Annotated in this window: 23 protein-coding genes; 3 read left to right on the forward strand and 20 right to left on the reverse strand. The window is 42.2% G+C overall.

Annotation, left to right across the window (positions count from 1 at the left end):
- Positions 1-19 precede the first annotated feature (19 nt).
- Positions 20-520, forward strand: coding sequence for a DinB family protein (locus AQ505_RS18870; RefSeq protein ID WP_062549604.1), 501 nt, complete (start codon positions 20-22; stop codon positions 518-520).
- Positions 521-718: 198 nt separating this feature from the next.
- Here AQ505_RS18870 and AQ505_RS18875 read toward each other — a convergent pair whose 3' ends face one another.
- From AQ505_RS18875 to AQ505_RS18885, 3 genes are all read right to left on the reverse strand, one after another.
- A complete protein-coding gene (locus tag AQ505_RS18875) occupies positions 719-2,152 on the reverse strand; it encodes an AcvB/VirJ family lysyl-phosphatidylglycerol hydrolase (RefSeq protein ID WP_062549605.1) in 1,434 nt (477 codons plus the stop codon).
- Positions 2,153-2,156: 4 nt separating this feature from the next.
- Positions 2,157-4,745: a phosphatidylglycerol lysyltransferase domain-containing protein gene (locus AQ505_RS18880; RefSeq protein WP_062549606.1), complete on the reverse strand. Its 2,589-nt coding sequence runs from the start codon at positions 4,743-4,745 to the stop codon at positions 2,157-2,159.
- An 87-nt stretch (positions 4,746-4,832) separates the two neighbouring features.
- The gene (locus tag AQ505_RS18885) at positions 4,833-5,282 is read right to left on the reverse strand and encodes a VOC family protein (RefSeq protein WP_062549607.1); all 450 of its coding nucleotides are present in this window, start codon (positions 5,280-5,282) and stop codon (positions 4,833-4,835) included.
- 72 nt (positions 5,283-5,354) lie between these two features.
- Between AQ505_RS18885 and AQ505_RS18890 the strand changes: the two genes are divergently transcribed.
- Positions 5,355-5,723, forward strand: a complete 369-nt coding sequence (locus AQ505_RS18890; RefSeq protein ID WP_062549608.1) for a winged helix-turn-helix transcriptional regulator — start codon at positions 5,355-5,357, stop codon at positions 5,721-5,723.
- 11 nt (positions 5,724-5,734) lie between these two features.
- Here AQ505_RS18890 and AQ505_RS18895 read toward each other — a convergent pair whose 3' ends face one another.
- The 12 genes from AQ505_RS18895 to AQ505_RS18950 all read right to left on the reverse strand — a co-directional run bounded on the left by AQ505_RS18895 (position 5,735) and on the right by AQ505_RS18950 (position 18,141).
- Complete coding sequence (locus tag AQ505_RS18895) at positions 5,735-6,289, reverse strand: DUF3347 domain-containing protein (protein ID WP_062549609.1); 555 nt, start codon at positions 6,287-6,289, stop codon at positions 5,735-5,737.
- 7 nt (positions 6,290-6,296) lie between these two features.
- A complete protein-coding gene (locus AQ505_RS18900) occupies positions 6,297-7,523 on the reverse strand; it encodes an efflux RND transporter periplasmic adaptor subunit (protein WP_062549610.1) in 1,227 nt (408 codons plus the stop codon).
- 3 nt (positions 7,524-7,526) lie between these two features.
- Positions 7,527-8,768, reverse strand: coding sequence for an efflux RND transporter periplasmic adaptor subunit (locus tag AQ505_RS18905; RefSeq protein ID WP_062549611.1), 1,242 nt, complete (start codon positions 8,766-8,768; stop codon positions 7,527-7,529).
- On the reverse strand, positions 8,746-10,149 hold the full coding sequence (locus AQ505_RS18910; RefSeq protein ID WP_231634931.1) for a TolC family protein: 1,404 nt from the start codon (positions 10,147-10,149) through the stop codon (positions 8,746-8,748). Before AQ505_RS18910 ends, AQ505_RS18905 begins: the two co-directional genes overlap by 23 nt.
- Positions 10,115-12,052 (reverse strand): efflux RND transporter permease subunit, encoded by a 1,938-nt coding sequence (locus tag AQ505_RS18915; RefSeq protein WP_062549612.1) that lies wholly within the window; start codon positions 12,050-12,052, stop codon positions 10,115-10,117. Before AQ505_RS18915 ends, AQ505_RS18910 begins: the two co-directional genes overlap by 35 nt.
- Positions 12,049-13,347 carry an efflux RND transporter permease subunit gene (locus AQ505_RS18920; RefSeq protein ID WP_062549613.1) on the reverse strand — a complete coding sequence of 433 codons (1,299 nt, stop codon included), beginning with the start codon at positions 13,345-13,347 and terminating at the stop codon, positions 12,049-12,051. Before AQ505_RS18920 ends, AQ505_RS18915 begins: the two co-directional genes overlap by 4 nt.
- A 114-nt stretch (positions 13,348-13,461) precedes the next feature.
- The gene (locus AQ505_RS18925) at positions 13,462-13,827 is read right to left on the reverse strand and encodes a heavy-metal-associated domain-containing protein (RefSeq protein WP_062549614.1); all 366 of its coding nucleotides are present in this window, start codon (positions 13,825-13,827) and stop codon (positions 13,462-13,464) included.
- Between the two features lie 98 nt (positions 13,828-13,925).
- Positions 13,926-14,324 (reverse strand): HYC_CC_PP family protein, encoded by a 399-nt coding sequence (locus AQ505_RS18930; protein WP_062549615.1) that lies wholly within the window; start codon positions 14,322-14,324, stop codon positions 13,926-13,928.
- 110 nt (positions 14,325-14,434) lie between these two features.
- The gene (locus tag AQ505_RS18935) at positions 14,435-15,004 is read right to left on the reverse strand and encodes a helix-turn-helix domain-containing protein (protein ID WP_062549616.1); all 570 of its coding nucleotides are present in this window, start codon (positions 15,002-15,004) and stop codon (positions 14,435-14,437) included.
- A gap of 91 nt (positions 15,005-15,095) precedes the next feature.
- Complete coding sequence (locus AQ505_RS18940; protein ID WP_157262481.1) at positions 15,096-15,494, reverse strand: hypothetical protein; 399 nt, start codon at positions 15,492-15,494, stop codon at positions 15,096-15,098.
- 76 nt (positions 15,495-15,570) lie between these two features.
- The gene (locus tag AQ505_RS18945) at positions 15,571-15,783 is read right to left on the reverse strand and encodes a heavy-metal-associated domain-containing protein (protein WP_062549618.1); all 213 of its coding nucleotides are present in this window, start codon (positions 15,781-15,783) and stop codon (positions 15,571-15,573) included.
- Positions 15,784-15,912: 129 nt separating this feature from the next.
- Positions 15,913-18,141 (reverse strand): heavy metal translocating P-type ATPase, encoded by a 2,229-nt coding sequence (locus tag AQ505_RS18950; protein ID WP_062549619.1) that lies wholly within the window; start codon positions 18,139-18,141, stop codon positions 15,913-15,915.
- A gap of 355 nt (positions 18,142-18,496) precedes the next feature.
- On the opposite strand from AQ505_RS18950, the gene AQ505_RS18955 reads away from it, so the two are divergent.
- Entirely contained in the window at positions 18,497-18,745 is a 249-nt protein-coding gene (locus AQ505_RS18955; protein WP_062549620.1) for a hypothetical protein, read from the forward strand.
- A 58-nt stretch (positions 18,746-18,803) separates the two neighbouring features.
- On the opposite strand, the gene AQ505_RS18960 is transcribed toward AQ505_RS18955, so the two are convergent.
- From AQ505_RS18960 to AQ505_RS18980, 5 genes are all read right to left on the reverse strand, one after another.
- Positions 18,804-19,658: a retropepsin-like aspartic protease gene (locus AQ505_RS18960; RefSeq protein ID WP_197286230.1), complete on the reverse strand. Its 855-nt coding sequence runs from the start codon at positions 19,656-19,658 to the stop codon at positions 18,804-18,806.
- 125 nt (positions 19,659-19,783) lie between these two features.
- Positions 19,784-21,049 (reverse strand): thioredoxin family protein, encoded by a 1,266-nt coding sequence (locus AQ505_RS18965; RefSeq protein ID WP_062549622.1) that lies wholly within the window; start codon positions 21,047-21,049, stop codon positions 19,784-19,786.
- 109 nt (positions 21,050-21,158) lie between these two features.
- The gene (locus AQ505_RS18970; protein ID WP_062549623.1) at positions 21,159-22,655 is read right to left on the reverse strand and encodes a PKD-like family lipoprotein; all 1,497 of its coding nucleotides are present in this window, start codon (positions 22,653-22,655) and stop codon (positions 21,159-21,161) included.
- An 18-nt stretch (positions 22,656-22,673) separates the two neighbouring features.
- Positions 22,674-23,444 (reverse strand): DUF4843 domain-containing protein, encoded by a 771-nt coding sequence (locus tag AQ505_RS18975; RefSeq protein ID WP_197286231.1) that lies wholly within the window; start codon positions 23,442-23,444, stop codon positions 22,674-22,676.
- 23 nt (positions 23,445-23,467) lie between these two features.
- A complete protein-coding gene (locus AQ505_RS18980) occupies positions 23,468-24,880 on the reverse strand; it encodes a RagB/SusD family nutrient uptake outer membrane protein (RefSeq protein WP_197286232.1) in 1,413 nt (470 codons plus the stop codon).
- Positions 24,881-24,900: the final 20 nt, after the last annotated feature.

Here is a 24,900-nt window from a genome sequence, read left to right on the forward strand (position 1 = left end):
ACACAAAAAACTGAGCATTATGTATCGTAGTATTGAAGATTTCCTGACTGAACGTAAAGAAGAAGAGTCAAATACCGTCAAACTATTTTCCAACCTTACCGAGGAAAGCAAATCAGTAAAAATTCATGAAAATGTACGTTCTCTGGAACGCCTGGCATGGCACATCACCCAGACACTGACAGAGATGGGCAAAAATGCAGGTTTATTTGAAAACGACCTTTTACATGAGCTTCCAATTCCAGCAACAATTGCAGAACTGATCGAAACTTATGTCGACTATAACACCTTATTGATGCGTACAGTGAGGTTAAAATGGACGGATTCAAATCTGGACGACCTGGTGAATATGTATGGTGAACAATGGAAAAAAGGAAAAGTTCTTTCTGTTTTAATCGCGCATGAAAGCCACCACAGAAGTCAGATGACCGTCATCATGAGAATGCTGGGACTTAACGTACCCGGAATATATGGCCCTTCGAAAGAAGAATGGGAAAGCATGGGCATGCCTCCAATGGAATAATCCAGGCCTAAATAATAAGGAAGTCTCACATGGAATATCCTTATCAGCTATTCGCTACTCAAAACTAAGTAGTTACTTTAAAAAAACAAGCGCCTAAGTAAAAGAAATTACACTTTGTGTGTTTATCTACTTGAACAGCTTGTAATTCATAAAATAACCCATAATAATATATAAATAACTGACCGACAACCGGAATCATCAATCTATCACCTGCTTTAAAAATGTTTCTGCTATTTTCCCATAATCTTTATTAAAATGATGATCTCCTGGAATGGTCACCACTTTTAATCCATTATTCAGAAAAACACCTCGGATTTTAGCACCTTCTCCTGTTCCAAAAATGGACACTGGAACCATTGGCATTAAACTTTTCATTTCAGGGATCACCTTATAACCATCTTTACTGCTGCTAAAATTCAACAGGTCGACCAGGTGGATTTCAAAATCGGCCGTCACATCCGGAGAAAGTGAAATCACCCCTTTCAGTTCAGTTTTCAAATGAGCAGGCAATCTATTTGCGATAAAGGGAACAATCGAGGCCCCAAAGGAATAACCAGCTAAAATGAAGCTTTCTTTACCCAATTCTGAGAGGTAATGCTCCAGTGCCAGGCTCACTTCTCTGGTGGCTTGATCCGGGGTTTTCGCATTCCAGAAGTACTTTTGTGCATCCATTCCAAGTACAGAAAGGCCTTTTGAAGCCAATTCTTCTGCCAGAGACTGATCAAAACTAGTCCAGCCACCATCACCTGAAATCATAAACACCATCGGTAATTTATTCTGCTGATTACTTCGGATTAGCGTTAATGGTAGATCCCCTCTATAAGGCTGTACGGCCGGTTGATTACTTGCGGTTTTATGTTCTGCAGCTTTTCGTTCTGTAAAACCGGGTGCATTTAGGATCATCTTAAAGCCATCATTCAGGGCCGTTTTCCAATCTTCTATATTTAAAAAACCATGTCCGGCATTGGGTAAAGCAATCAGCTCAGTCATCGGCATTCCTTTCAAAAATGTTTCCGTTGCTGGAAAAGGGCATGCCAGATCTTTCTTCCCGTTGATGACGAGCAGCGGGGCAGTCAGGTTGTTTGTACGTCCTAACAAGTACGACACTCCTTTTTTTATAGGTTTTTGATTTAACCCATTTCCCTGACATAAAGGTTTTTTGATATTGATATCAGGGGAGAAACCAATCGCAATTCCTCCTTTAAACGTATTTGCTGGTGCCTGCACCAAAATGCCGTAAATCAAGGTCGCTCCATAAGAATAACCCATTAATACAGGCTTCAGGTAATTCGGCAGTTTATATTTCTTTTGAATGGATAGGCTCAATTCTTCAAAATCTGCCGCAGGGTATAAACAGGCCGTAGCCATTTTAGACAGATAATACTCATAATGACGCGCATCTATTCCAAGAACCAATGCGCCATCGTCGGCCATATTTTTGGCCATATTGACCACTACATCTTTCCAGCCCCCATCCCCGGAAACAAATAAAATAACGGCAACAGGCGCATGCTGGGGCTGATAAACGGTAATATCTCCAAATTTACCATAAGAAATCTGATCGATCTCCAGGGCAGAAACCGGTTTACTACTAAATAACAACAACAAGATAATTACCAATATCGGTTTCATAGGCTTAGGGTTTGATGACTTTCGTTAACACTGTAGGCACTTGCAATAAATCGTAATCATGGTCGTAAATCAGGTACCTGTTTTGCCATTCCGGGGCAAACTTTTCTTTTGATGCACGCAGCCCTTTATAATGTGAAAATGACCTGATCTTTTCATAAGCAAACTTCATGGAACGCTCTGGGAAATTATGCGGGTCAATTAAGCCCGACATGGGTGCAAAGCCAAGGTTTACTTTCGTACAGCCTTTTGCTTTCAAATGCTCAAAAAGAGCAACCATGATGAAGTCAATAATGCCATTTGGCGCGTCACTGGTTTTTCGGATCAAATCGTAAGTACCTTCTCCCGCTGCATAATCGGGAATCACATTCATAAAAGCGACAATCTTCTCTTCCACATTTTCAACGGTAATGATGGTTTGCCCCTTTAATTCTTCCCAGTTGAACATGCCTTGTGAAAAGACCAGCTCCTCCCGGTCCATATCTTCCAGCCAGCCATCTGAAACGGATTTTATTTTTTGCAGCAAGCCATCTTTTATTGGTGGCTCGTAGATTTTAGTATGGTAGCCCTGATCGGCTACCTTTTTCAAGGCATTGCGAATAGATTTCTTACTTCCTCCTTCCAGAGAAAAGCTGGTCAAGTCTACCAGTCCCTCCTGCCCTAAAAACAAGCGTTTTTTTCCTAAGGCAAGAAAATCTTCCAGACTTTCTTCCGGAACTCTGTAATACAGGCTTTTCATTCCATTTTCAAAGCAATACCGATCAAAATCTTTGATAAAAGCCCTTCTGTTTTCAATTGCCGTCACCGGACATTCCAGGACTACCGCAAAATTTCCCGCAATTCTATAGGCCACAAAGCCTTCCATTGACTCTGAAAAATAGATCAGTTTATCCTGATAAGTCTTAAAATAATCGATTCCTGAATTCCCATACTTTTCCAAAAGCTGATTCGCACGCTCAAATTCTGCTGCTGCTGTTTCATCGCTGGAAATATATGGCCTGATGAGCGTATAGATTAAGAATCCAATCGATAAAAAGCCAGAGATATTGATGGAATACAGAAATCCACGGGCAAAGTGATCCATTGGCTGTAGGTCATCACTTCCGATCAGGATAAAGTTTTCCAAGGTATAACGAATAGATTGCAGCCAGCTGAAATCAATATTAAAATGCTTTTTATCGAGAAAATAAAAGCCAATTGTACCATAAATCATGATGCCGAGAATACTGAGCAAGGTAGTCTGGATACCAAAAGACCTGAGCTTCGCATTGTTTCGAATGTAATATTCTTTTCTGGAGGTCATCAGTATAATCATCACCAGCACAGAAAAGCCTGCTTCTTCATAGTCGATGGCCTTACTGAGGTGTCCTACTAAAGAGAGTAAACAAAGCGCCATGGCGAAATACCAGGCCATCCGCAAACCTTTCAGCATGAAAGCCGCAGTGACCAGTAGAAATAAACCGGCTACCAGCACAAAGTAGTTAGAGGCCGTAATCGCTTCCATAGGGATAAAATCCTTGACAAAACGCAATCGCGAATGGATCGCAGGAGTCAGTACAGACACCACATTGATCACCCCCAGCAAAAGTAAAAATAGTGCCGGAACAACCCTCATCAGCAGTTTGTTGATCCGAAAAAGGAAACTCATTGCTCCGATAAACATCGGAATCCAGAATTCCATGAAACGGTAAAGAAAAGTTATAGATACTGCTTGCGGGGCAGAATAACCCAGGCGAATCAAGATGAAAGTCATCGATGCTTCCACCGCTCCCAGCCCCCTTAAAAATGGAGAGATGATTAGGAAAACAACGGCAACAATATAACTGATCACCGCAATCATCCAAGAAGCAGGCAGATCTAAAGCCAGCATAGCGATGTAAATGTGAACAATCCCCACCAATTCAATCAGGCTGCTGTATAAAAACGTAGCAATAAAATGCTTGCGCTCAATCTGGTTATTTCTAAATTCTGCTGCATACACCTCAATCACAGGAATGTATTTGATGATAAAGCGGTATAGTGGGCCTCTTTGAATCACCGAACGGTACAGAAAGTAAATGCCCAGCATTAATAATATAGCGGCGATTAGCCCAAACCATTCACCATAGCCGATACTTCCTTCCAGTATCGCGTAAATAAATACGGGTATGGCAATCACCAATACTGATAAAATCCCTACAAATCCATAAATTGAAGAAGCAAAATTGATCTGAGATTTACTGACTCCTTTCTGCTCTATGGGACTGCTAAAAAAAGCAAGTGAAGAGACTCCTCCGGCAGGTAAAAATACACTGATAAAGTTACGTTTCAGAAAAAGTAAAGTGCCATCTCCAATAGAAATCTTACTGGAAACTGCCGCAAAAGAAGATCGGTACATCATCCCATGGATAAATACATACACGATGCTGAGCGCAATGCCGATCGTCATCCATACCCATTTGGCAGTACTGAGCAGATGCTCTACCTGCCTGATTTCCCCACGTTCCTGCTTTATAAACCAGATAGCCAGCCCAATAAAGAACAGACTAAATACATAACTGGATATAATTTTACCATTCTCCCGTAAAAAGGGCACAAAGAATTTCAGTCGCTTCATTATTTTAATTGGATAATCCGTATCGGTCTTACCTAAATATACGGCTTATCTGGAAAATTAATATGAAGAAATCTTCATACTAGGAAATTAAAAAGGCTGACCTTCCAAAAATTCAATCACCTCTCCATTTGGACTATAAACTAAAGCATTTCGGACATTTACCGGAGGCTGCCCCAGTGACAGGCTCATTGGAGCAATATAAGGACTTGCCCCCGCAAGCAAACAACGCTCATAAGCATCTGCCGCATCCACCACGCTCATCGCCAGATGTAACAAAGCGCCGGTTTTAACCGCTTCCCCAACTTTTACGGCCTCACCTTCCATGGGTACTTCCGCAGCCCCATCAAAGATTTCAATAAAAGTCTGGCCGTTCCAGGATTTTATCATTACCGCCTGTTTGATGTTAAACTCCGGCAAAGTCCAGGTATGAACTACAGAAAAATCTAATGCATTTATATAGAATTCCAGTGTTTTATCGAAATCCCGGGCGCGAATAGCCAGGTGGTGTAAACCTTTAATTTTACTGCGTTCTGTCATAGTTCCTATTATTTTTATCCAAATTTACAGCTGAAAAGACCTAGAAAACGACACTTACAAAATTGTAAGCCCATGAGGAAAAGCAGTTCAACAAATTACGAAAACGAGCAGGTCTTACATGATTTTTGCGATGCTGCATTTGCCCTGTCGGTATTGAGCGGCAGGTGGAAACTGACGATTCTTGTGAAGTTAATGAAACAGGATTTGAGGTTTGGGGAAATAAAATTGATGATTCCGGAAATCACAGAAAGGATATTGGCCTTACAATTGAAGAATCTGGAGCAAGACCAGCTGATCTTCAAAATACAGCATACATCCGACAAAAAGGCACCTATTTACCGATTAAGTTTAAAAGGAAAAAGTCTGGAGCCTGTCATCAATAGCCTGGCAAAATGGGGAGAAAAGTATAAGCAATGCCCGCCGGAGCGGGTCATTACCTAAACCTAATCTTCTTATTTTATAGTTTCTTTAACTTCTCCGCAAGTCAGCATAGATTCACCATAATATGGATTCTTAATGTCTTTCTGATTGCTCAGCCAGGAAGCGCCTTTATCATTCATTGCCATTGGGCAGTATTCTACATAAATCTCACCTCCTGTTACTCCAGAAGCTTTTGCTCTTTGGATAAAATCGTCACTCAAAGCCGCATACGCAACTCTTTGCACCTCAATATCAGTCGCATCGCCAATTTTGGCAGTCAATGCCAATAGCCCTGCTGGGTTCGATAATTCTTTTGCCCCCAGTTCAATCGCCTGAGCAGCAACTTTTGCTTCTGCTACATCACCATTCGTTAAGGCGGTAGTCAAATGAATATAATGAGGATACACTGCATTCAGTTTATCGTCTTTTAGGCTCACCTGGCTGGTCGTAACAGCTACAGCTGTCTTTCCTTCTGCCGTATGATCATGACCTTCATGAGATTCTTCTGCAGGTTTCTGCGTATTTCCACAAGCCGAAAGTAAAGTGGCTGCAGCAATGGTAATGGCTAAACTTGTGATTGTTTTCATGTTATTGTTAATTTAATTTTAAACCTTCTATTGGATTCTTTCCTTTTTTCAAAATATATTCACTGTACAGTAGGTAAGCACCTGTAACTACCACCTGTTCTCCTCCGGATAAACCGGCGGTGATCTCTACCTGATTGTCGTTCTCCTGACCGGTAGTCACGCGTTTTGGCTCAAAGCTGTCTTTTCCACTTTTCAGCCAAACATGCATGCCTTTACCATCTCTGATTACCGCATCTACCGGCAAAGTCAGCGCGCTGGACTTCTGATTTCCCGTAGGGACAAAAACATTGGCCTGAGCACCCGGCTGCCATTGCTGGTTTGGGTTAGGAATACTGCCCCTGATCTGCGTCAGCTGAGTACCTGAAAGTAAGGAAGGCGTAATAAAATCAATGGTCATTAGCTGAGGCTGATCTTCCCAGCCAGGAATCACCACTTTCACTTTCTGTCCTTCTTTGATACTGCCTGCTTCATTTGGATAAACATCTGCTTCTACCCATAATTCCCCGTAGCCTTCCAGCCTCATAATTGGACCGCCTTCTGATACATATTGCCCTGGTGTAACTGAAATCTCCGCTACCAAGCCTCCTTGCGGGGCAAAGAAAGTCACATAAGGATTTTTCTTCTGACTCGTCAATAACGCTTGTAATTGACCTGGCGACTGTCCATACAGCAATAGTTTCTGCTTCGCAGATTCCACCAGCTGCTGTTCAATTTTATCCCCTGGAAATTGCTTTTGCTGTGCTACAGCCATCAGGTATTCCTGCTGTAAAGCCGCTAACTGCTCTGAATACAATTGGTATAATGGCTGTCCTTTTTTTACGCGGACACCTGTTTCCCGAACATACAGCTGCTCTATTCTGCCTGCGATGCGACTTGATATGTAACTGCTTTGCGCAGGGTCAATCGTCAGTCTGCCATTCAACTGCTTATTTCCTCCCAGATGGTTTGAACCAATCATAACCGTAGTAATATTGGCCAGGAGCTGTCTTTTCTCATCGACTTTTAAAGCCTTATCATTGCTATTCTTTTCAAAAGGCACTAAGTCCATCCCACAAATCGGGCAAGTTCCCATCTCTTCCTTGATCACCTGAGGGTGCATTGGACAAGTATAAGTCTGTTTTTTTGCGGTAACTCCAGCCTTCGTTTCTTTTACTTCGCTTTTACAAGCGGCAACGAATATGGATGGAACCAGGGCAATCATGGCAAACCGTTTTATAAATAATTTCCGTTCCATATTTTAATGCTCCTTATTTTGTGTCATTTTAATAAAGCTCTCGCTGTCTACCAGATAAGCGGCATTTTTACTGATATTCCAGCTACTGATGTCCTCTTTAACCTGTACTTTTCCAGCAATGCTGATGCCTGCATCTACCAATTTTGGGATAAACACATTTCCTTCTTTTTTAAAGACTACGCGTTTATTTCCTACGGAAACTACTGCCTCTTCGGGCAGCCACCAGGATGCCGATAATTGCACCGGAATCCTTGCTGTTACCAGCTGACCGACCTTAATCTTTGGATTGTTCAAATAAGCCCGGGCGATCGTGAAGTTTTCCCCGTTCCTGAAAGTCGGCTGAATCAAACCTATTCTGGCGGTCTGGCTTCCTGATTTGTCTGACGTTTTATAAAAGACAAACTTACTGCCGACCTTCAAATGGGCGGCTAATGCTGCTTTCAATGAAAACTCTGCCACCAATTGATCCGAGCTATATACTGTAAAAAGAGATGCACCTGCACTTACATATTGTCCTTCTCTTAATAAAACCGGCGAATTAACTGGTGCTGCAGGACTGGTTGGCGTTGAGGCAGTTGCCGCATCACCACTCATACTGCCCATACCATCGCCACCTGCAGGAGCAGAGGAAGAAGCCGATGGACTTGCAATTGCGGTGGCAGCCGATTTCTCCAGAATATATCCGGAAACATTGCTGTATACAGGAATGCGGTAACTTGGTGTACCGCGTTTTAACAAAGCAGTAATTCCGGAAGAAGTCATGCCCAATAACATCAGGCGCTGTTTTCCTTTCTCCAACATCACCGGATCATTTCCAGTACGGTAAATGAAGAGCAATTCCTGCTGTGCAGCAGCCAGATCCGGCGAATAAATCTCCATGATCAACTGCCCTTTTTTCACCGGCTGGTAATTGTATTTAATCCATAGCCGCTCTATTCTTCCCCCGATTTTACTCGAAATGATATGTTGATTTCTAGTATCATAATTGACAATCCCCTGCACCTCTTCCGTAAAGATCCTGCTGCCATATTCCGCTTTAATCAGGGGAAGTGAAGACACCACCTGCTCATTTGAAGGCTTCAATAGGTGAAAAAGATTGCTGTCTAAATTTACCGTTGCAGGGTCATGATGACTATCTAATTTCTTTTTCTCTTTACAAGCGCTCAACCAAAGCATACTGATCGCCGCCAATCCCATAAAAACACGTTTGTTTATGCCGGGTTTAACGATATAATTCTTTCTCATAATCTACGATCATTAAATAAAGTTTCAATTTCTCATCCAATACATTGGCTTGCATCATCGTTAAAGCCTCCCAGGTACCGATCACTTCCGGCAATTCCATCTTATTTTCACGGTAGCTCAGCATACTCACATCCATGGTTTTTTTTAAGGTTGGAATAATTGTTTTTTCCATCGCATCGATCCGTTTTTCCATAGACTGAATCTCATACTGCATCCCATACAGCATGCCCTGTGTTTCCTGAAGCATGGCTGCTTTTTCCTTTTCCATTGCCAGCACTTCATATCCCATGCCCTTTACTTCTGATTTATACATTTTAGAAGACCAAGGGGCGATTGGAATACTCACCATTCCCATGATACTATAGGCTTTAGGCATCATTTTCGTTAAGGGCGACATGTGGTCAAAACGCAGTTTGAAATCTGGATTGGCCTGTTTCTGCATGGCTTCAATGTTCAGTTTCATCGACTGAATGCTGAAATCCATTTTCTCAATATCTTTCCTCACCATGGCCAGACTACCCGTATCAATTGCCGCAGCAGGCACATAAGTAGGCTGATAAGTGGAATCAATTGCAAAGTCCATATTGCCTGGGTTGTTCATCAAGCTGTTCAACCAGGCTTTAGATTTCGCCATATCCCCTTCCATCATCCGGATCATATTTCTATTCTCCTCTATTTTTGCGGTAGCGCGATACACGCTGCTCAATTTCGACTGATTAAAAGGGTACCTGATCTCTTCCACCTTTTTCATGGTTTGCATGATCTTTTCATTTTCTTTCAATACGGCAATTCTTTGCATAGCAACCAGCCAGCCAAAATACAGGCGTTTGGCCTGTGCTTTGTATTCATTGAGTGTCACCCCTCTGGTCGCATTTTCAACCTTCCCTTTCGATTCAATGAATTTCTTGTTGGCTTTTAGCTTTGCGGGATTAGGAATATCCTGCTCCAGCTGTACCATAATCGATCCTTTATCGCCTTCGTCCATGATCATCTGACCAGGATATGGCGTCATAAAGGTTCCTACACCAACCATTGGCGCCATCCATGCTGTGGCCGCATTAGCCGTATGCTTAAAGCTTTCTGCCCTTAATCCATAAGACTGCAGCAGCAAGTTGTTACTGTCAATTCTTTTCAAAATAATATCCAGGGAAAGCACGGGCTTCTCCTGCATCATTTTTTCTTGAAGCAGCACAGATTTTTCTGCGGAACCCCTCGGCTTCAGTTGCGAAACCATCGACTGTACTTGCGGACACTCCTTTTTCGCTTCATTTTTCAGCTTCGAAACCGCTGGTTTTTCCTGTGCTAACGCAGCAAAAGGCAACATACATACCAATGCTGTTATTCTTTTAATGGTGTACATCGTGAACCTCCAGTTTTCCATATTTTCTCAATTCATATTCTTTTGACATCAAAAAGATCAGTGGTGTCACCAGCAAAATGTGCGTAGAAGAAGTCAATACGCCACCAATCATCGGCAAGACAATCGGCTGCATCACATCCACTCCAACTCCTGTTGCCCATAATACCGGTACCAGGCCAAACAACGACACGCAAACCGTCATCAGTTTTGGTCTTAATCTTCTGGCTGCACCAAAAATCACATATTCTCTCAGGTCTTCTTTTGTGATCGTCTCACTGGAATTTCCTTTCAATTTGATCAGCTGAGCCATGGCATCATTCAGGTAAATCACCATTACAATCCCTGTTTCTACCGCAATCCCGAATAAGGCAATAAAGCCCACAGCTACCCCCACAGAAAGGTTTACTCCCCAGAAATAGATCATATAAGCCCCACCAATTAAAGCGAAAGGCACGGTAATCAAACTCAGGAAAGCCTCGCGGATCGATTTAAAAGCGAAGTATAAAGAGAAGAAAATGATCAGCAATACTACTGGTGCAATCCACATCAGCGTTTGTTTACCACGGATCAGGTTTTCATATTGACCGCTCCATTCCAGGAAATAACCTTCAGGAAGCATCCCTTTCTCTTTATTCAATTTCTCCATAGCTTCCTGAACAGTACTTCCTAAATCGCGATCTCTTACGTTAAACATGACTGCTCCACGAAGAATCGCATTATCAGAACTGATCATCGGCGGACCGTCTTCAAACTTAATGTCGGCAACAGTCGATAAAGGCACCTCACCAAATCCTTTCGACTGAACTGGAATCCGCTTGATCTGCTCTACACTATTTCTATATTCCTGAGCCAGACGCACACTGATCGAAAAGCGCTGACGCCCTTCAATGGTATTCCCAATGGTTGCCCCGCCCAATGCGGTTTCTACAATCTGGTTTACATCATCTACATTCAAACCATAACGGGCCAATTCCTCGCGTTTCACGTCTATAGAGAGGTATTTACCTCCTGTAATCGGCTCCACAAAAAGATCGCTGACTCCTGCTGTCCCCTCCAAAGCTGCTTTTACGCGTTCTGAAACGGAAGCAATCGTATCTAGGTTTTGTCCAAAAACCTTAATTCCCACATCGGTACGGATCCCCGTAGCCAGCATATTGATTCTGTTGATGATGGGTTGAGTCCAGCCATTCACCACTCCTGGAATCTGCAGTTTTGCATCCAGTTCCGTAATGATGTCTTTCTTCGTAATCCCTTTCCTCCACTCAGTTTTCGGTTTCAGCGTAATGATCGTTTCGATCATACTGATCGGTGAATTATCAGTTGCCGTATTGGCCCTGCCTGCTTTCCCCAGCACCTTATCTACTTCTGGTACCGATTTAATAATCTTGTCCTGCACCTGTAAAATCCTTTTCGCCTCTGCGTTGGAAACATCTGGCAAAGTCACCGGCATAAACAGAATACTCTGCTCATCCAATGGTGGAATAAACTCCGTTCCCAGGTTTTTCAACAAAGGAATGGTGATCAGTAAAGCAATGATATTGATCGCTAAAGTTGTTTTTCTCCAGTTCAACACGGTTCTGATCAGGGGCTCATAAAACCGCTCCAATACCCGGTTTACCGGATTGGCGCTGTCTGGTCTGAATTTTCCTTTCATAAAGAAAGAGATCAATACCGGCGCTAATGTGACCACCAGCAAGGCATCAACGATCATAATGAACGTCTTGGTGAAAGCCAGTGGATGAAACAGTTTTCCCTCCTGGCCGGTCAGCATAAATACTGGCAGGAAAGAAGTAATAATGATCACTGTAGCGAAGAAGACACCTCTCGATACCTGCTTACTGGATTTAGTAATGATCGCCAGGCGCTCCTCTTCCGTAATCCAATCCGGGGATTTACGGAATCTATTTTTTAACCACTTGATCATGATTGTGTATTTTTTGATTGTTCCTGCTCCCAGACCTGATAGCGTTCTGAGAGGTGTTTATAAGCATTTTCACTCATGATGATCCCATTGTCTACAATCACGCCGATGGCCAGGGCAATCCCGGTAAGCGACATAATATTGGAAGAAATATCAAAAGCATTGAGTAGAATAAAACTGGCTGCAATGGTAATAGGAATCTGAATGATGATACTCACCGCACTGCGCCAATGGAAAAGGAAAATGATGACAATAATTGAAACCACAATCATCTCCTCAATCAGGGTATGTGTAATGGAATCCACGGATTCTTTGATCAACTCCCCACGGTCGTACACGATATCGAATTTGACACCTTTAGGCAGACCTTTGGAAACTTCTTTCATCTTTGCTTTTACCTTATCAATTACTTCCGCAGCATTTTCTCCATAGCGCATCACGACAATTCCTCCGGCACGTTCTCCTTCACCATCTTGGTCAAAAATCCCCAGCCGTGTTTCTCCGGTCATCTGTACCGTTGCCAGATCAGAAATCCGGATCGGCGTCCCATTTTGGTTCTTGACCGGAATATCTGCAATCTCTTTAATGGATTTCAAATAGCCTGAAGTCTTAATGATATACCCCATATCACTCATTTCAAACTTCCTGCCGCCGGATTCGTTATTGTTGCTACGCACCGCCGCAATCACCTCCGGGGCAGTTAGTTTATAATAAAGCAATTTATTGGGATCTATGGAAATCTGATATTGTTTCTGAAAACCTCCAAAAGAAGCAATCTCACTCACGCCTGGTACGGTTTGCAGGGCGAACTTCACATACCAGTCCTGAATGGCTCGCTGCTCACCCAAATCCATATCCGGAGCATCCAGCGTATACCATAATACATGGCCCACCCCTGTTCCGTCAGGACCTAACTGGGGCGCTACCCCATCGGGCAAAGTTTTTGAAATCGTACTGATTCTTTCCAGCACACGTTCCCTTGCCCAATATACATCCACATCATCCTCAAAAATGACATAGATAAAGCTCATTCCGAACATGGATGATCCACGAACATATTTAATCTTAGGGATTCCCTGCAAATTGGTAACCAGCGGATAGGTAACCTGATCTTCGATCAGCTGCGGTGAGCGGCCCATCCACTCTGTAAACACGATTACCTGGTTTTCGGACAAGTCCGGTATCGCATCAATTGGATTTTTCTTGACGGCATAAATCCCCCAAACGAACAATCCTAAAGACAATACCAGCACAATAAACCGGTTGCGCATGGACCATTCTATAATTTTATGTACCATTTTATATTATAAATTATGATGTACCAATGAAAAAAATCAGATCAGTCAGGAAGAACATCTGTAAATACAACTGCCCCCTCAGACATTGCATTTACAGATTTTCCTGATCAATAATTAGTGTTTCTTAGGTGCTTTTGGCAATTTATCGCCAGCTTCACGATCGTACTGGCAGCAGCCATGCAGCGCATCGTAAACTTCATTCTTCGCTTTGTATTTAGGCGTATCATAACCTACTGCGGCTACTTTTTTCTGTACTTCATCATTGCTGATCTTTGTACTGTCGTAGCTTACTTTCAGCATTTTCGTTTCTGTATTCCAATTTGCAGCAGTCACTCCTGAAACCTTTAATGAGGTTTCAATCGTTTTTTTGCACATCGAACAGTTACCTAATACTTTAATACTTTCAGTTTTTGATTGTGCGAATACAGCACCACCAAGGAAGGTCAATCCGACCACCATAGCAAATCTTAATGATTTCATGATAATTATATAAATAGTAAAAAAATGGTTTAATAAAAATGGGCTACAGCAAAGCCATAACCAGGACACGAATGTGTCTTAATCAGAAAAGAAGGGCATTATATTCTGTAGGTACAGTTTTTCAGGAAGACAGGCACTTTCAGCCCATCAGGAGGTGCATTACTTAATGCTTCTCTGGTGATTTTTACTGGAACTTCTACGGCATAATCCAGGAAAAAAACAACTGGAATAATCGCCTGAAATGGTGGATGAAACTGGAAAACATGTTGACTGGCCGTTTGGCTCTGGTCTAGTTTTGTTTCCTGCTGCTGATCCTGACAGCAGGATTTGCCTTTCGATTGGGTCTTAGGCATTCCGCAAAGCTCACAAAGCTCGCTACTTTGTTTCTCCAAACCCCAGCTTACCAGCTCTCCCATGCAATAATGGAAGTGCAGCGTTGATCCACTGGAAATTCCCAGGTAGAACATTGCAATAATGGTAAGGAGTGTTTTCTTCATTAGTTCAAAGTTGATAAATTTAACCGGCTTAATTTTATATAATTCTGAAATTATTTTATACAATTAAACCGGTTAAGGCTCAAAAGCGCCTGATGTTCGCTTAAAGCTAACTAATTTCTGATTTTGTCCAGGGCGTTTCTTAATGATTTACCTTCCGCTTTATACTTGCTCGGTGCAATTCCTGTGATGGTCTTAAATTGGGAAGAAAGGTGTGCATTGCTGCTGTAACCCATTTTCATCGAAATCTCATTCAGGTTCAACTCCCCATATTCTATCAATTCTTTTACCTTTTCAATTTTCTGGTGAATGATAAACTTTTCAATTGTCAATCCTTCCGAATCTGAAAACAGGCGACTTAAAAAAGTATAATCACGGTTAACGCGCATGGCGATAATACTGATCAGACTCTGGTTTAAATTTGCCAGGTCGGAATAATGAACAATTTCAATGATCACCGTTTTGATCCGCTCTACCAATTGATCTTTTTCTTTATCCATCAGCTCAAATCCAAGAATTTTCAGGGAGGAAGCAATATTTTGTAATTGACGGTCTTCCGGATCAGGATGAATTTGCACCGTTCCTAAAGTAATATCAGAGACCAAGAAATTCAGGTTTTCCATTTGATGGCGAACAGCAGTAATGCAGCGTTCGCACACCATATTTTTTATATATAACAACATGAGTATTCAAGCTAAATTAAGTTAAAACTGCAATGGATTTCCATTGCGCAATAAAATTTAAAGTTAATGGAGGAAATGATCCTCCGCCTGATCAAATGATGAGGACCCTGTTGGAAAGGTATATAGGTGTTTTCTTAAAAGCCGGACTGCTGGTATGCGCGGTCCATCTCCCGATATTGGCAGCACTTTCTGTTCTGATGAGGTAAGCATAGACCTGCTGACTCACTGCCGACCATACATATCTGGTCTTTAACCCGGCAGTAGCCGAAGTTTTGGCGTTTTCTTTTACAGCATATTCCCCATGGTGCTCACAGCAATCACAGTCTTTGTCTAAAACTACTGTTCCGGAAACCACTTCTGGTTCCTGATGAGCAGCTGTACTTTCAGGAGAAAAACTGGAAGCCATCGCGCAATGGAGCAAGCACACAAATAACCCTGTGGTTAACATCAGGTAGAATGCAGCAAAACTTAAGGCTCCGATTTTCTTCATTGGGTATAGCAAAAGCGGAAACCTTTTAATGGTTTCCGCCTGCAAATATACGATTTAAGGTAGGAAAGCAAATAAATTAAACACGCTCTGCCTGAAATCCTGCTTTCTTCAGCGTCTCTTTAATCAGTTCCTCGTCCAGACCTAAGTCACTTTCAATAGTTAGAATTTTGTCTGGGTTATTCGTATCTACTTCCCATTTTGATACTTCCGTCAGCCCGTCCAGGTGTGGAGTAACTGTAGAAATACATCCGCCGCATTTGATATTCGTTTTAAATTTTAAAGTTTCCATTTGATGTTATGATTAAAATAATTGATATTGAATGATTGATATTGAATGATTGATATTTAGTCAGGTTGTAAATCATTGCGATTACAGTTTAAATTATTACTGTTGCAAATAATCAAGTCCTGTTATTGATTAACTTAATTTGGAGAGCTTCAATCGCAAGCTATTACTCACTACAGAGACCGAACTCAAGGCCATTGCGGCTCCGGCAATCATAGGATTCAATAAAAACCCATTGATCGGATACAGCAATCCAGCGGCAATCGGAATCCCGATCAGGTTATAAATGAAGGCCCAAAACAGATTCTGACGAATCGTACGCACCGTTTGTCTGGAAAGCTTCAATGCTTTTGGTACTTGCTGCAAATCGGAAGAAACCAGGGTAATACTGGCCACATCAATGGCAATATCAGAACCTCTGCCCATGGCGATAGAAACATCTGCCTGAGCCAGTGCCTGACTGTCGTTGATCCCATCACCCACCATCGCCACTACTTTTCCCTGCGACTGCAATTCTTTTACAAATTCGGCTTTATCAGCAGGCAGTACATCTGCGGTATAATGATCGATCCCTGCTTGTTTTGCCACAGATGCCGCAGTATGGGCATTGTCGCCAGTCAGCATATAAACTGCTATCCCTTGTGCTTTCAATGCTGCAACAGCTTTTGCCGATCCTGCTTTTACCTGATCCGCAATCGCTACAATTGCCAATACCTGTGTTTTATTGGCCAGGTAAATGACCGTTTGTGCCTTTTCCTGTAAGCTTAAAACTTTATCCGCCATTGCGGGGGTTACTGGAATATCCTGATCCTTTAAGATCTTATGGCTTCCTGCCCAGTATTTAACGCCATCCACTACACCTTCTACCCCTTTCCCGGTCAGACTTTCAAAATGACTCAGCGCTACGGTTTCCGTACCGGTATTCTTTAAATGACGCACAATCGCTTCTGCCAATGGATGTTCCGAAGCATATTCCAAAGCCATCAGTACCTTGGCTAATTTTTCTATTTCCTCAGGAAGGTCTGTTGCCCATTCTAAAGTAGTGACTTCAGGTTTCCCTTCGGTAATTGTCCCTGTTTTATCGAGGATGACTGCATTTACTTTATAACCCAGCTCTAATGCTTCTGCATTTTTAATGAGGACACCAGCTTCAGCTCCTTTACCAATTCCCACCATAATAGCGGTTGGCGTGGCCAATCCTAAAGCACATGGACAAGCAATCACCAATACGGTGACCATGGCCAATAAGCCATGGGTAAAAGCATGTTCTCCACCCAATAACAACCATGCGCCAAGTGTTAAAACTGCGATGAGCATTACCACCGGCACGAAAATACCGGCAATCTTATCCACCAGTTTTTGTACTGGTGCCTTTGATCCCTGTGCATCCTGAACCAATTTAATGATCTGTGCCAGCATGGTTTCTCCGCCTACTTTTTCTGCTTTAAAACGGAAGGTTCCTTTTTGATTGATCGTTCCGGCAAACACTTGATCACCTTCCATTTTGGCTACTGCCACAGGCTCGCCTGTAATCATGCTTTCATCGACATAAGAATTCCCCTGATACACGACACCATCCACGGGAATTTTCTCTCCAGAACGCACCATTAACTGATCGCCAATGCGTACATCAGCAATAGGAATTTCCTTTTCGCCTTGCTCATTTACCAAAATGACTGTTTTTGGCTGTAAGCCCATTAGTTTTTTAATGGCGGAGGAAGTATTTGATTTCGCTTTTTCTTCCAGCAATTTACCCAGCATGATGAAAACAATGACTACTGCTGCTGCTTCGAAATAAACGTGGGGATGTAAACCCCTCGAATACCAGAATTCCGGATAAAAAGTATTGAAAACACTAAAAATGAAGGCAATTCCTGTACTTAAAGCCACTAATGTGTCCATATTTGCAGCACCATGCTGTGCTTGTTTCCAGGCATTCACAAAGAAGTTCTTTCCAAAAATGAATAGAATTGGCGCCGTTAAAGCCATCATGTAATAATTTCCATTGGGCATATCCATGAAGAACATCCCAATGATCACCACTGGAATTGCCAATATGGATGAGGCAATCATCCTCTTCTTTAATTGCTGATAATTATTTTGCTGTATCGCTTCCTGTTTTTCTTTAGCCCCTTCTTCCTCCAGAATCAAGTCGTAACCAACAGATTGCAATGCTTTCTGCAAATCTGCAGGCTGAATTTTATGCTGATCATAAGTCACCTTTACCGATTGTGTAGCATAATTCACCTCCGCATGAGCTACTCCTTCCTGTGCGCCAACCATGGATTCGACACTGCTGGCACAGGAGGCACAAGTCATCCCTAAGACGGGAAATGTAAGGGTTTCTATATTTTGTTTCATGATGTATCTCTCTATTTCTTTTACAAAGGTACCTCAATACAACAGGAAGAGTTTTATAGGATTTCGGGAAAGATTTATATAATCTCCAATAAAGGTTTTTTTATCGATGATCAATTCATTTCAGGATAAAATACAGGGAAAAATTTACCGGTTAGAGCTCTGGTAATGTACTTCTCTTCCAGGCCACATCCGCTCTTTTAAACATCTAAGAAACCCATCCATCACAATCTCAAAAAACATTGATCTACAGACACATAATTACATTTACATGAAAAACCAGCAAAACATTTCCTCCTTTCAAACGTTCTTCTAATAACTTTACTATTAAAACTCATTTAAGTAAATACCGGGCACTATGGCAAAGATTAATATGTGTTTTGATCACCAGGTTGCAGTAAAAGTCTTTTTTGTTAATAAAGATAAAATCATAAAAAAGCCCATTATCAAATACCTGCGCAGTGATGCGGAAGGAATCCTGGAGATTTCTTTGGATCATATAGCAAAAGGAAGATGGAAAGTCACTTTGGAGTGGAATTATGAGGATAAGGAATACTCACTGGTCAAAGATATTGAAATTCCTTACCTGGAAGCGGCAGGTACTTAAGCTGCGACCTATTTAGCCGCAGCTGTCTTATAAGACTCCTCAAAGGCCATTAAGAAAGTTATTTTTTTAACACTGCAGCCATATCATAACATTTCATGGTGTTTTCCAGGTAATTGATCTGGACATAAAAGTATTTCAGGAACTGAAATCCCAGAATCCCTGATACACCCATTTTTTGGTCGAAATCTGGCATTGCATGTAAGCCCATGCCTATTCCCTGCATATTTAATCCGCCGATCCATAGTTCCTGAAGCTGACCGCGACGCACAGTGGCACCTTTTCCTGAGCCTTCTATCATTTGTACTTCTTTACTTTGCTGCCAGATTTTTCCAATCCTCGGTTCCAGCTGGAGATCTATTACATTGTCTGTTGCGCCCGTATCCATGATAAAACGGTAAGGCTGATCTGCAATCCTGACCTCTACAATTGGAAAATTATTGACCATCACGAAAGGGATATTGATAAGAGCAGGAACACCTTTTAATACAGGATCTGTAATCCCATCCTTACTCAGCACCAACTCCCGACTGGCAAAATTCAGGCTCATTTGATAAGATTTAAAAAAAGCACTGCCGATCAGTCCCAGCACCTTCTCTGAGGTTCCGCTGTTGAGCTGCGACAGCTTTACTGCGGGTAGGAATTGTTTTTCCAGTTTTACATTTTGCCAGAGGAGGCTATGGATTAGCGTCTGCTCCATGGCTACACCTGCGCTCATTCCTTTTAACTGCTGATTGGTTTTTTCCGTTTTGAAATGGTCTGCATTCAACAGAATAAAGCCATTACTGCCAGTATCCACCATTAATAACCCTACTATGCCATCGATCTGCACGGCCACGAACATCAATCCGTTAATAAACTTAAATGGGGAACGGATCTCGGCTGGTAAAATTTCCTCTGTTCTTTCTTTTGACACCAAAACATGGGGTTTATGAAAAAAAATCATATCATTGTGAATCGCAAAAGATCTGAAGATCATTCCGAAAAAGCAGAGCGTAAAAATGACTCCGAGCTTCCATAAAGAGGTATTGAAAATATACATTAGTTGCTGATAATTTGAGGTGTAGGACTAGCGGTCAAAGTTCTCTTCAGGAATTCCTCTGAGCTAATATTTGGATAATTGGGTCTGCTTTTACGGACTTCGTTCAAGGCTATTCCAGCATGATGTAAAGCCTTTTCCTGCTGCCCGTCAAAGCCATAGAGCTTGCATAAGGATTGCTGCAGCACAAAATCCTTTGTACTTCCCCATGGAGATAAAAGTGATAAAGCCAGGCGATTATCTTCCTTATTCGTTCCTTTTCCAGCCACAATTAAGGCAACTTGTGCAGCCTGGGCAGGATTAAATTCTTTTTCATAACGCGTCAGCAATCGCTTTGCTCCCGCATAGGCTTCCTGTTGATCTACCAATTTCCATACCGTCACCGCATGAAAAGCGGCCAGAAATTCAGCAGTTTCCTGGGCATAAAACTGCCCGAAGAATTTCAATAACCCGGGCTCATCTACCTGATAAATTCTCTTTTGATCAGGACCTGCTACTACTTTCAAAGCCCTCGACATCAATTCTGCATCAATTACTTTCTTCAGGTAACGGCTGGCTTTCTCTGCACCCAGTACCTCGGCAAGTTTACTTTCATTCTTCTGCAAAGCCCTGAAATATTTGCTGTCAGTTCCGGTGGTGAGGAACATCCTCATCTGCACACTTTCCAAAGAAAACTTGTCCTTTTGCAGCAGCAGAAACTCATCAGCAACTACGCCTAGTTGCGCATCACCTGCTGCTGCCAGTTTATAAACGTAATTTTTCAAGAATTCCACTGTTCTATCGCCTTCCAGGTACTTCCTTTTATAGGAGAGCAGCTGTTTAGCCGGGTCCAATGCTTCCTTTCCAATTTCAATAAAGTCGGCAGGTTTTAATCCACCCCCACCTGCTTTATGGATCAGTTTCCCTTCCGAATCAAAGAATAAATAACAAGGATAAGAAGTGATTCTATAGGTTTTCTCAAACATTTTCGCATCTGCATAGCGGGCTTTTACAAACGCATCATCTTTTGCAGTCTGGTCCATTTGCAACTTAAAGCTGATAAAATTGGTATTAAAAAAGTCGCCGACTTCCTTTTGAGGAAAAACCTGTTTATCCATTTGCTTGCAAGGGCCGCACCAGGTAGTAAAAGCATCTACAAAGATCGCTTTCTTTTCATTTTTGGCTTTCATCAAGACTTCTTTCCAGCCTGGAAGGTTTTCAAAATTAATACCCTGACCATAGGTTGTTCCTGTGATCATACTGATGATCACTAATAATAGTTTTTTCATGAATCATAATTTATTGATCAGCAATGGCTGATGATTTCATTTTATCGATTGTTTTTAAAATAACCAACCTGAAGCAGGGGGAACTTCTCCAGGCTGATTAGAGGCGTAATTATTTCCAGGCAAAGCCTGTTGAGTTCAGCGAATTATATTTGTATTCTATGTCTCTGATTTTACCAAAAGACTCATATTTAGCGAAAAAGGTGTTCCCGTTAAAAGAGCCTGTAGGATCAACTTTGAAGAAATAAACAGCTCCGCTGTTACCGCTTTTGCTGTTGGCTATTACCAGGAGCTGTGTCCCGTTGGTCATCAGCTGATCAATGGAAATATCTGTTGCCGAGAAGGTATAAACTACCCTGGCGATGTCATTATTAAAATCATAGGCATAGATCCTGTTTTCAGCCGCATAATAAGTCAGCGGATTGTTCGAGGCATTGACATAAGCCGTTGCCGTAGAAAAACCTGGCGCTGTCACTTCTTTTACGCTTTCACAGTAAGTTACCAATGATTTAAAAAAGCCGAATTTATAAACGAAAGTCTGCCCGGTTACCTTGTCTTTACCATAAGCAATCGGCTTTAAACTGGCAAAATTTGTTGCGGTAGGACTGGTACCAGGCTGCATGGTATGGTCAAACAGCAGGCAGGTCTTATTCCCAATATCTTCCACATTAAATTTGTCTTCGACATTTTTGGTGATAGACATCATCTTTCCTGCTGCTTTATTGAACTTCAGGAAGCGATGGTTCAAATCATCATAAACAAAAGCATAGGCACTCATCAGCAAGGACTTAGTGGCTTTATAATTGCCAGAAGCCCGGTAACTAAAGATCAGCGGTGTACTGCTGCCCGTTGTAGCATGCAGGCTTCCATTATTGATCAGGTAATTGTTCATTCCAAAAAGATCCTGATAAATTACGGTTGGTGCATAGGCATCTGGTGCATCAAAAAACCAGGCACGAGGTTCTTGTAAAAATCCAAAACTAGGCAATAAGGTATAGCCCCCATTTTTCCGGAACACATATAAAAGACCATTCGCATTGGCCAGAGATTGTACACTGGACAAGCCCGTTCCATCTTTCAGACGAATGGTATTATTGGCAGAGAAAGCACCATAGAAAACCTCTGGTTTTGTGTTGTCCAGAATGACATCTATGTCCTGAAAACCATCAGCTTTATCATTTAAAACCAGAAAACCCTGGGAAGCCTTAGCACGCACAATTAAGCCATAGGTTCTGCTTCTAACTATGGAGGTTACAGGGTCTGCTACTTCCAGATGGATGCTATATTCCCCAATCGGAACCTTGACCGCATACTTTAATTCCCTTTCTTTAGAAACCGTTTTGATACTGGTATCCCCTGTTTTTGCCTTTGCCGGAATTAGCCTCCAGATATAGGTTAATTTAGTACTGTCGCCGGTAAACTTGACCTCCGGTTTAATTTTCAGGCTGTCCAGCTGCGCCAATGTATAGTTGTCGCTTTTAAAAACCGGCCCCGTCACCGTGATCACATCTACCGGCCTGAGGTCATAATTCCCCTTGTCTTTATAACAGGAAGCAAACAATAGCCCTGTCAGGGAAATGAACAGCATGAGGTTAAATAATCTTTTCATTTTTATCAGTTAAAGAGGTTATGGGAAAATGATAGTTATGCCGTTTTCATCTTTTAAGGGATAAGTAAACGGATCGTTGGCAGCAGGTTTTATCGTTCCTGAGTTCAGGTCGTCCAGCAAAGAGCGCAGTTTCAATTGAAAATAAGCGAATTTAGTACCGCCAAAGATGTATTTAGAAGGGTCTTCTACTGCCAGTGTGGCCGCGTAATTGATCTCTGGAAAACCGAGATGATACAAAATGAAGCGGTGTTTCGTTTTGGAATAAGGACCAAAGAAGCGGGACATTCTCAGCTCCCAATCCACAGGCTTCACCATAAAATTAAAGAAGGCCACCTTACTTTTCAACTGTGTCCCTATGCCTACTTCAAAATGATCATTTGCCACAAGCTTAAACGTCACTATTTTACGAATGGTTTCCAGGTCTTTTGTATTCCTCAGGATCAATGGGAAAACACCTTTAAAGCTGCCTGCTTTAATCACACACTTACCAAAATCAAAGTCTGCCCCAAGCGTAGCATTAGAGCCGGAGGCCTCAAATGCTACTTTAAATTCGCGGTCTACTGAGGCTGTTCTTCCAGTCAGGTCCACCGGAATAAATACCGTATCTGCCAGCAGGTCTCCTTTGGCAGCAAAAGAGAAATCCGCACTATCTACATATCTGGCCGCAGTTCCTGTGCCTAACTTTGAGAACTGAATCCGGTCTTTTCCATCATAAAATTTCACTTCTTCCTTTGTGCAGGAAGTGATGGCCAATACTAAAGCCATGGCCAGCCAGCTTATATTATTCATTAACATATTATTCTTTTTCATGACTATCTTCCTCCATAAAGTTTCTCATCTTCCGGTAGCGGGAAGACATACATCTTTGCCTGCATTTCCGTAACCGGACTGTCTTCAATACGCGCAGCATTCAAGCGTTTGTAATAGAAGAAAGTCTGTCCTTCGGTAAAAAATTCTTTGCGGTATTCCTTTCTGATTTCGTTCTGCAAATCGGCAGTGTTCACAATTGCCGACAAACCTCTGCTTGCCAGTACCTTATTCAGATAACCCAGAGCAGCAACCTGGTCTGGAGCAGTTTCTGCTGCGATATAAAACAGCTCAGAGATCCGCATCATCGGGATATAATTTCTGAGCAGCGGTGTCGTTACATTGACACCTGCCAGGTCTTCATAAAGGTATTTATGAGGAATCAGGAAGCCTTTAACCCCCAGCATCATGGGTGCTTTAAAGCGTATGTCCGTGGCCTGATTGCCAAATATATTGCCACTCAGCTTGGACTCCAGCGTATAGTAATAAGGTGCCGAAGTGGTCAGACCGGTGGTAGGCAGAAAATTAGATTCCGCGAGTTTCTCAAACTTATCGCTAAACAAAGCAAACAGATGTTCTGAATGGAAAGTACGATCAATACTGACCTCCACCCCTGGCGCACGTAACCTGATTTTATTGGCATCAATCACCTCTTTAGCCTTATTAAAAGCCATTGTTTTATTGCCCATATACAGGTAAATCCTTGCCTGAAGGCCTTTTACGGCATAGATATTCATCCTGATCTGACGATCTGGACTGCCGGCAGCACCCAAAGCATCTGCAACCATTAGCGCTTCTGCCTGATTCAGGTCTGCCAATGCCTGATTGGTCACTTCTTCTACCGTAGAAAATGTTGTATTTTCCTTACCATACTGCTTCACGTAAGGTATATATTTCCCATCGCCGCGGTTTAAATAAGACGGACCGAATAAGCGCAGCAAGTCAAAATGGACATAAGCCCTTAAAGCCAGTGCTTCTCCTTTGATCAGTTCATAGTTCTGGCCTGAGAACAGCGCTTTCTTCGCATCAATGTTTTCGAGTATGGCGTTTACCTGCGCAATCGTATTGTATTGCTGCAGCCAAACCTTATCAATCATCCCACGGAATTGCCGTACCTCATAATTGAAATTCTCCACTGGTTTTAAATAAGTAACAGCCACTTCTGAGGAACTGCTCACGGAATAATCGGCTGCCATCACGCTCAGCATACCGTAAGTTAATTCCCTTCCGTAGCCCGCTTCTTTGGTCATGGTCACATAGGCGCCTACCATCGCCTCATTGAAGCCCTGCTGACTGGAAAAAAGTTCATCTTGCTTCATTTCTGTTTTCGGCTGTACATCCAGCCACTTTTTGCAGGAGCTTAGCATCAATACCCCCAACAATACGATCGGCAGAAAGCCGTATTTTAATTGTTTCATTTTGTTAAAATATCTTTTGA

The sequence above is a fragment of the Pedobacter sp. PACM 27299 genome, from assembly GCF_001412655.1.
In the GTDB taxonomy this organism is placed as follows: domain Bacteria; phylum Bacteroidota; class Bacteroidia; order Sphingobacteriales; family Sphingobacteriaceae; genus Pedobacter.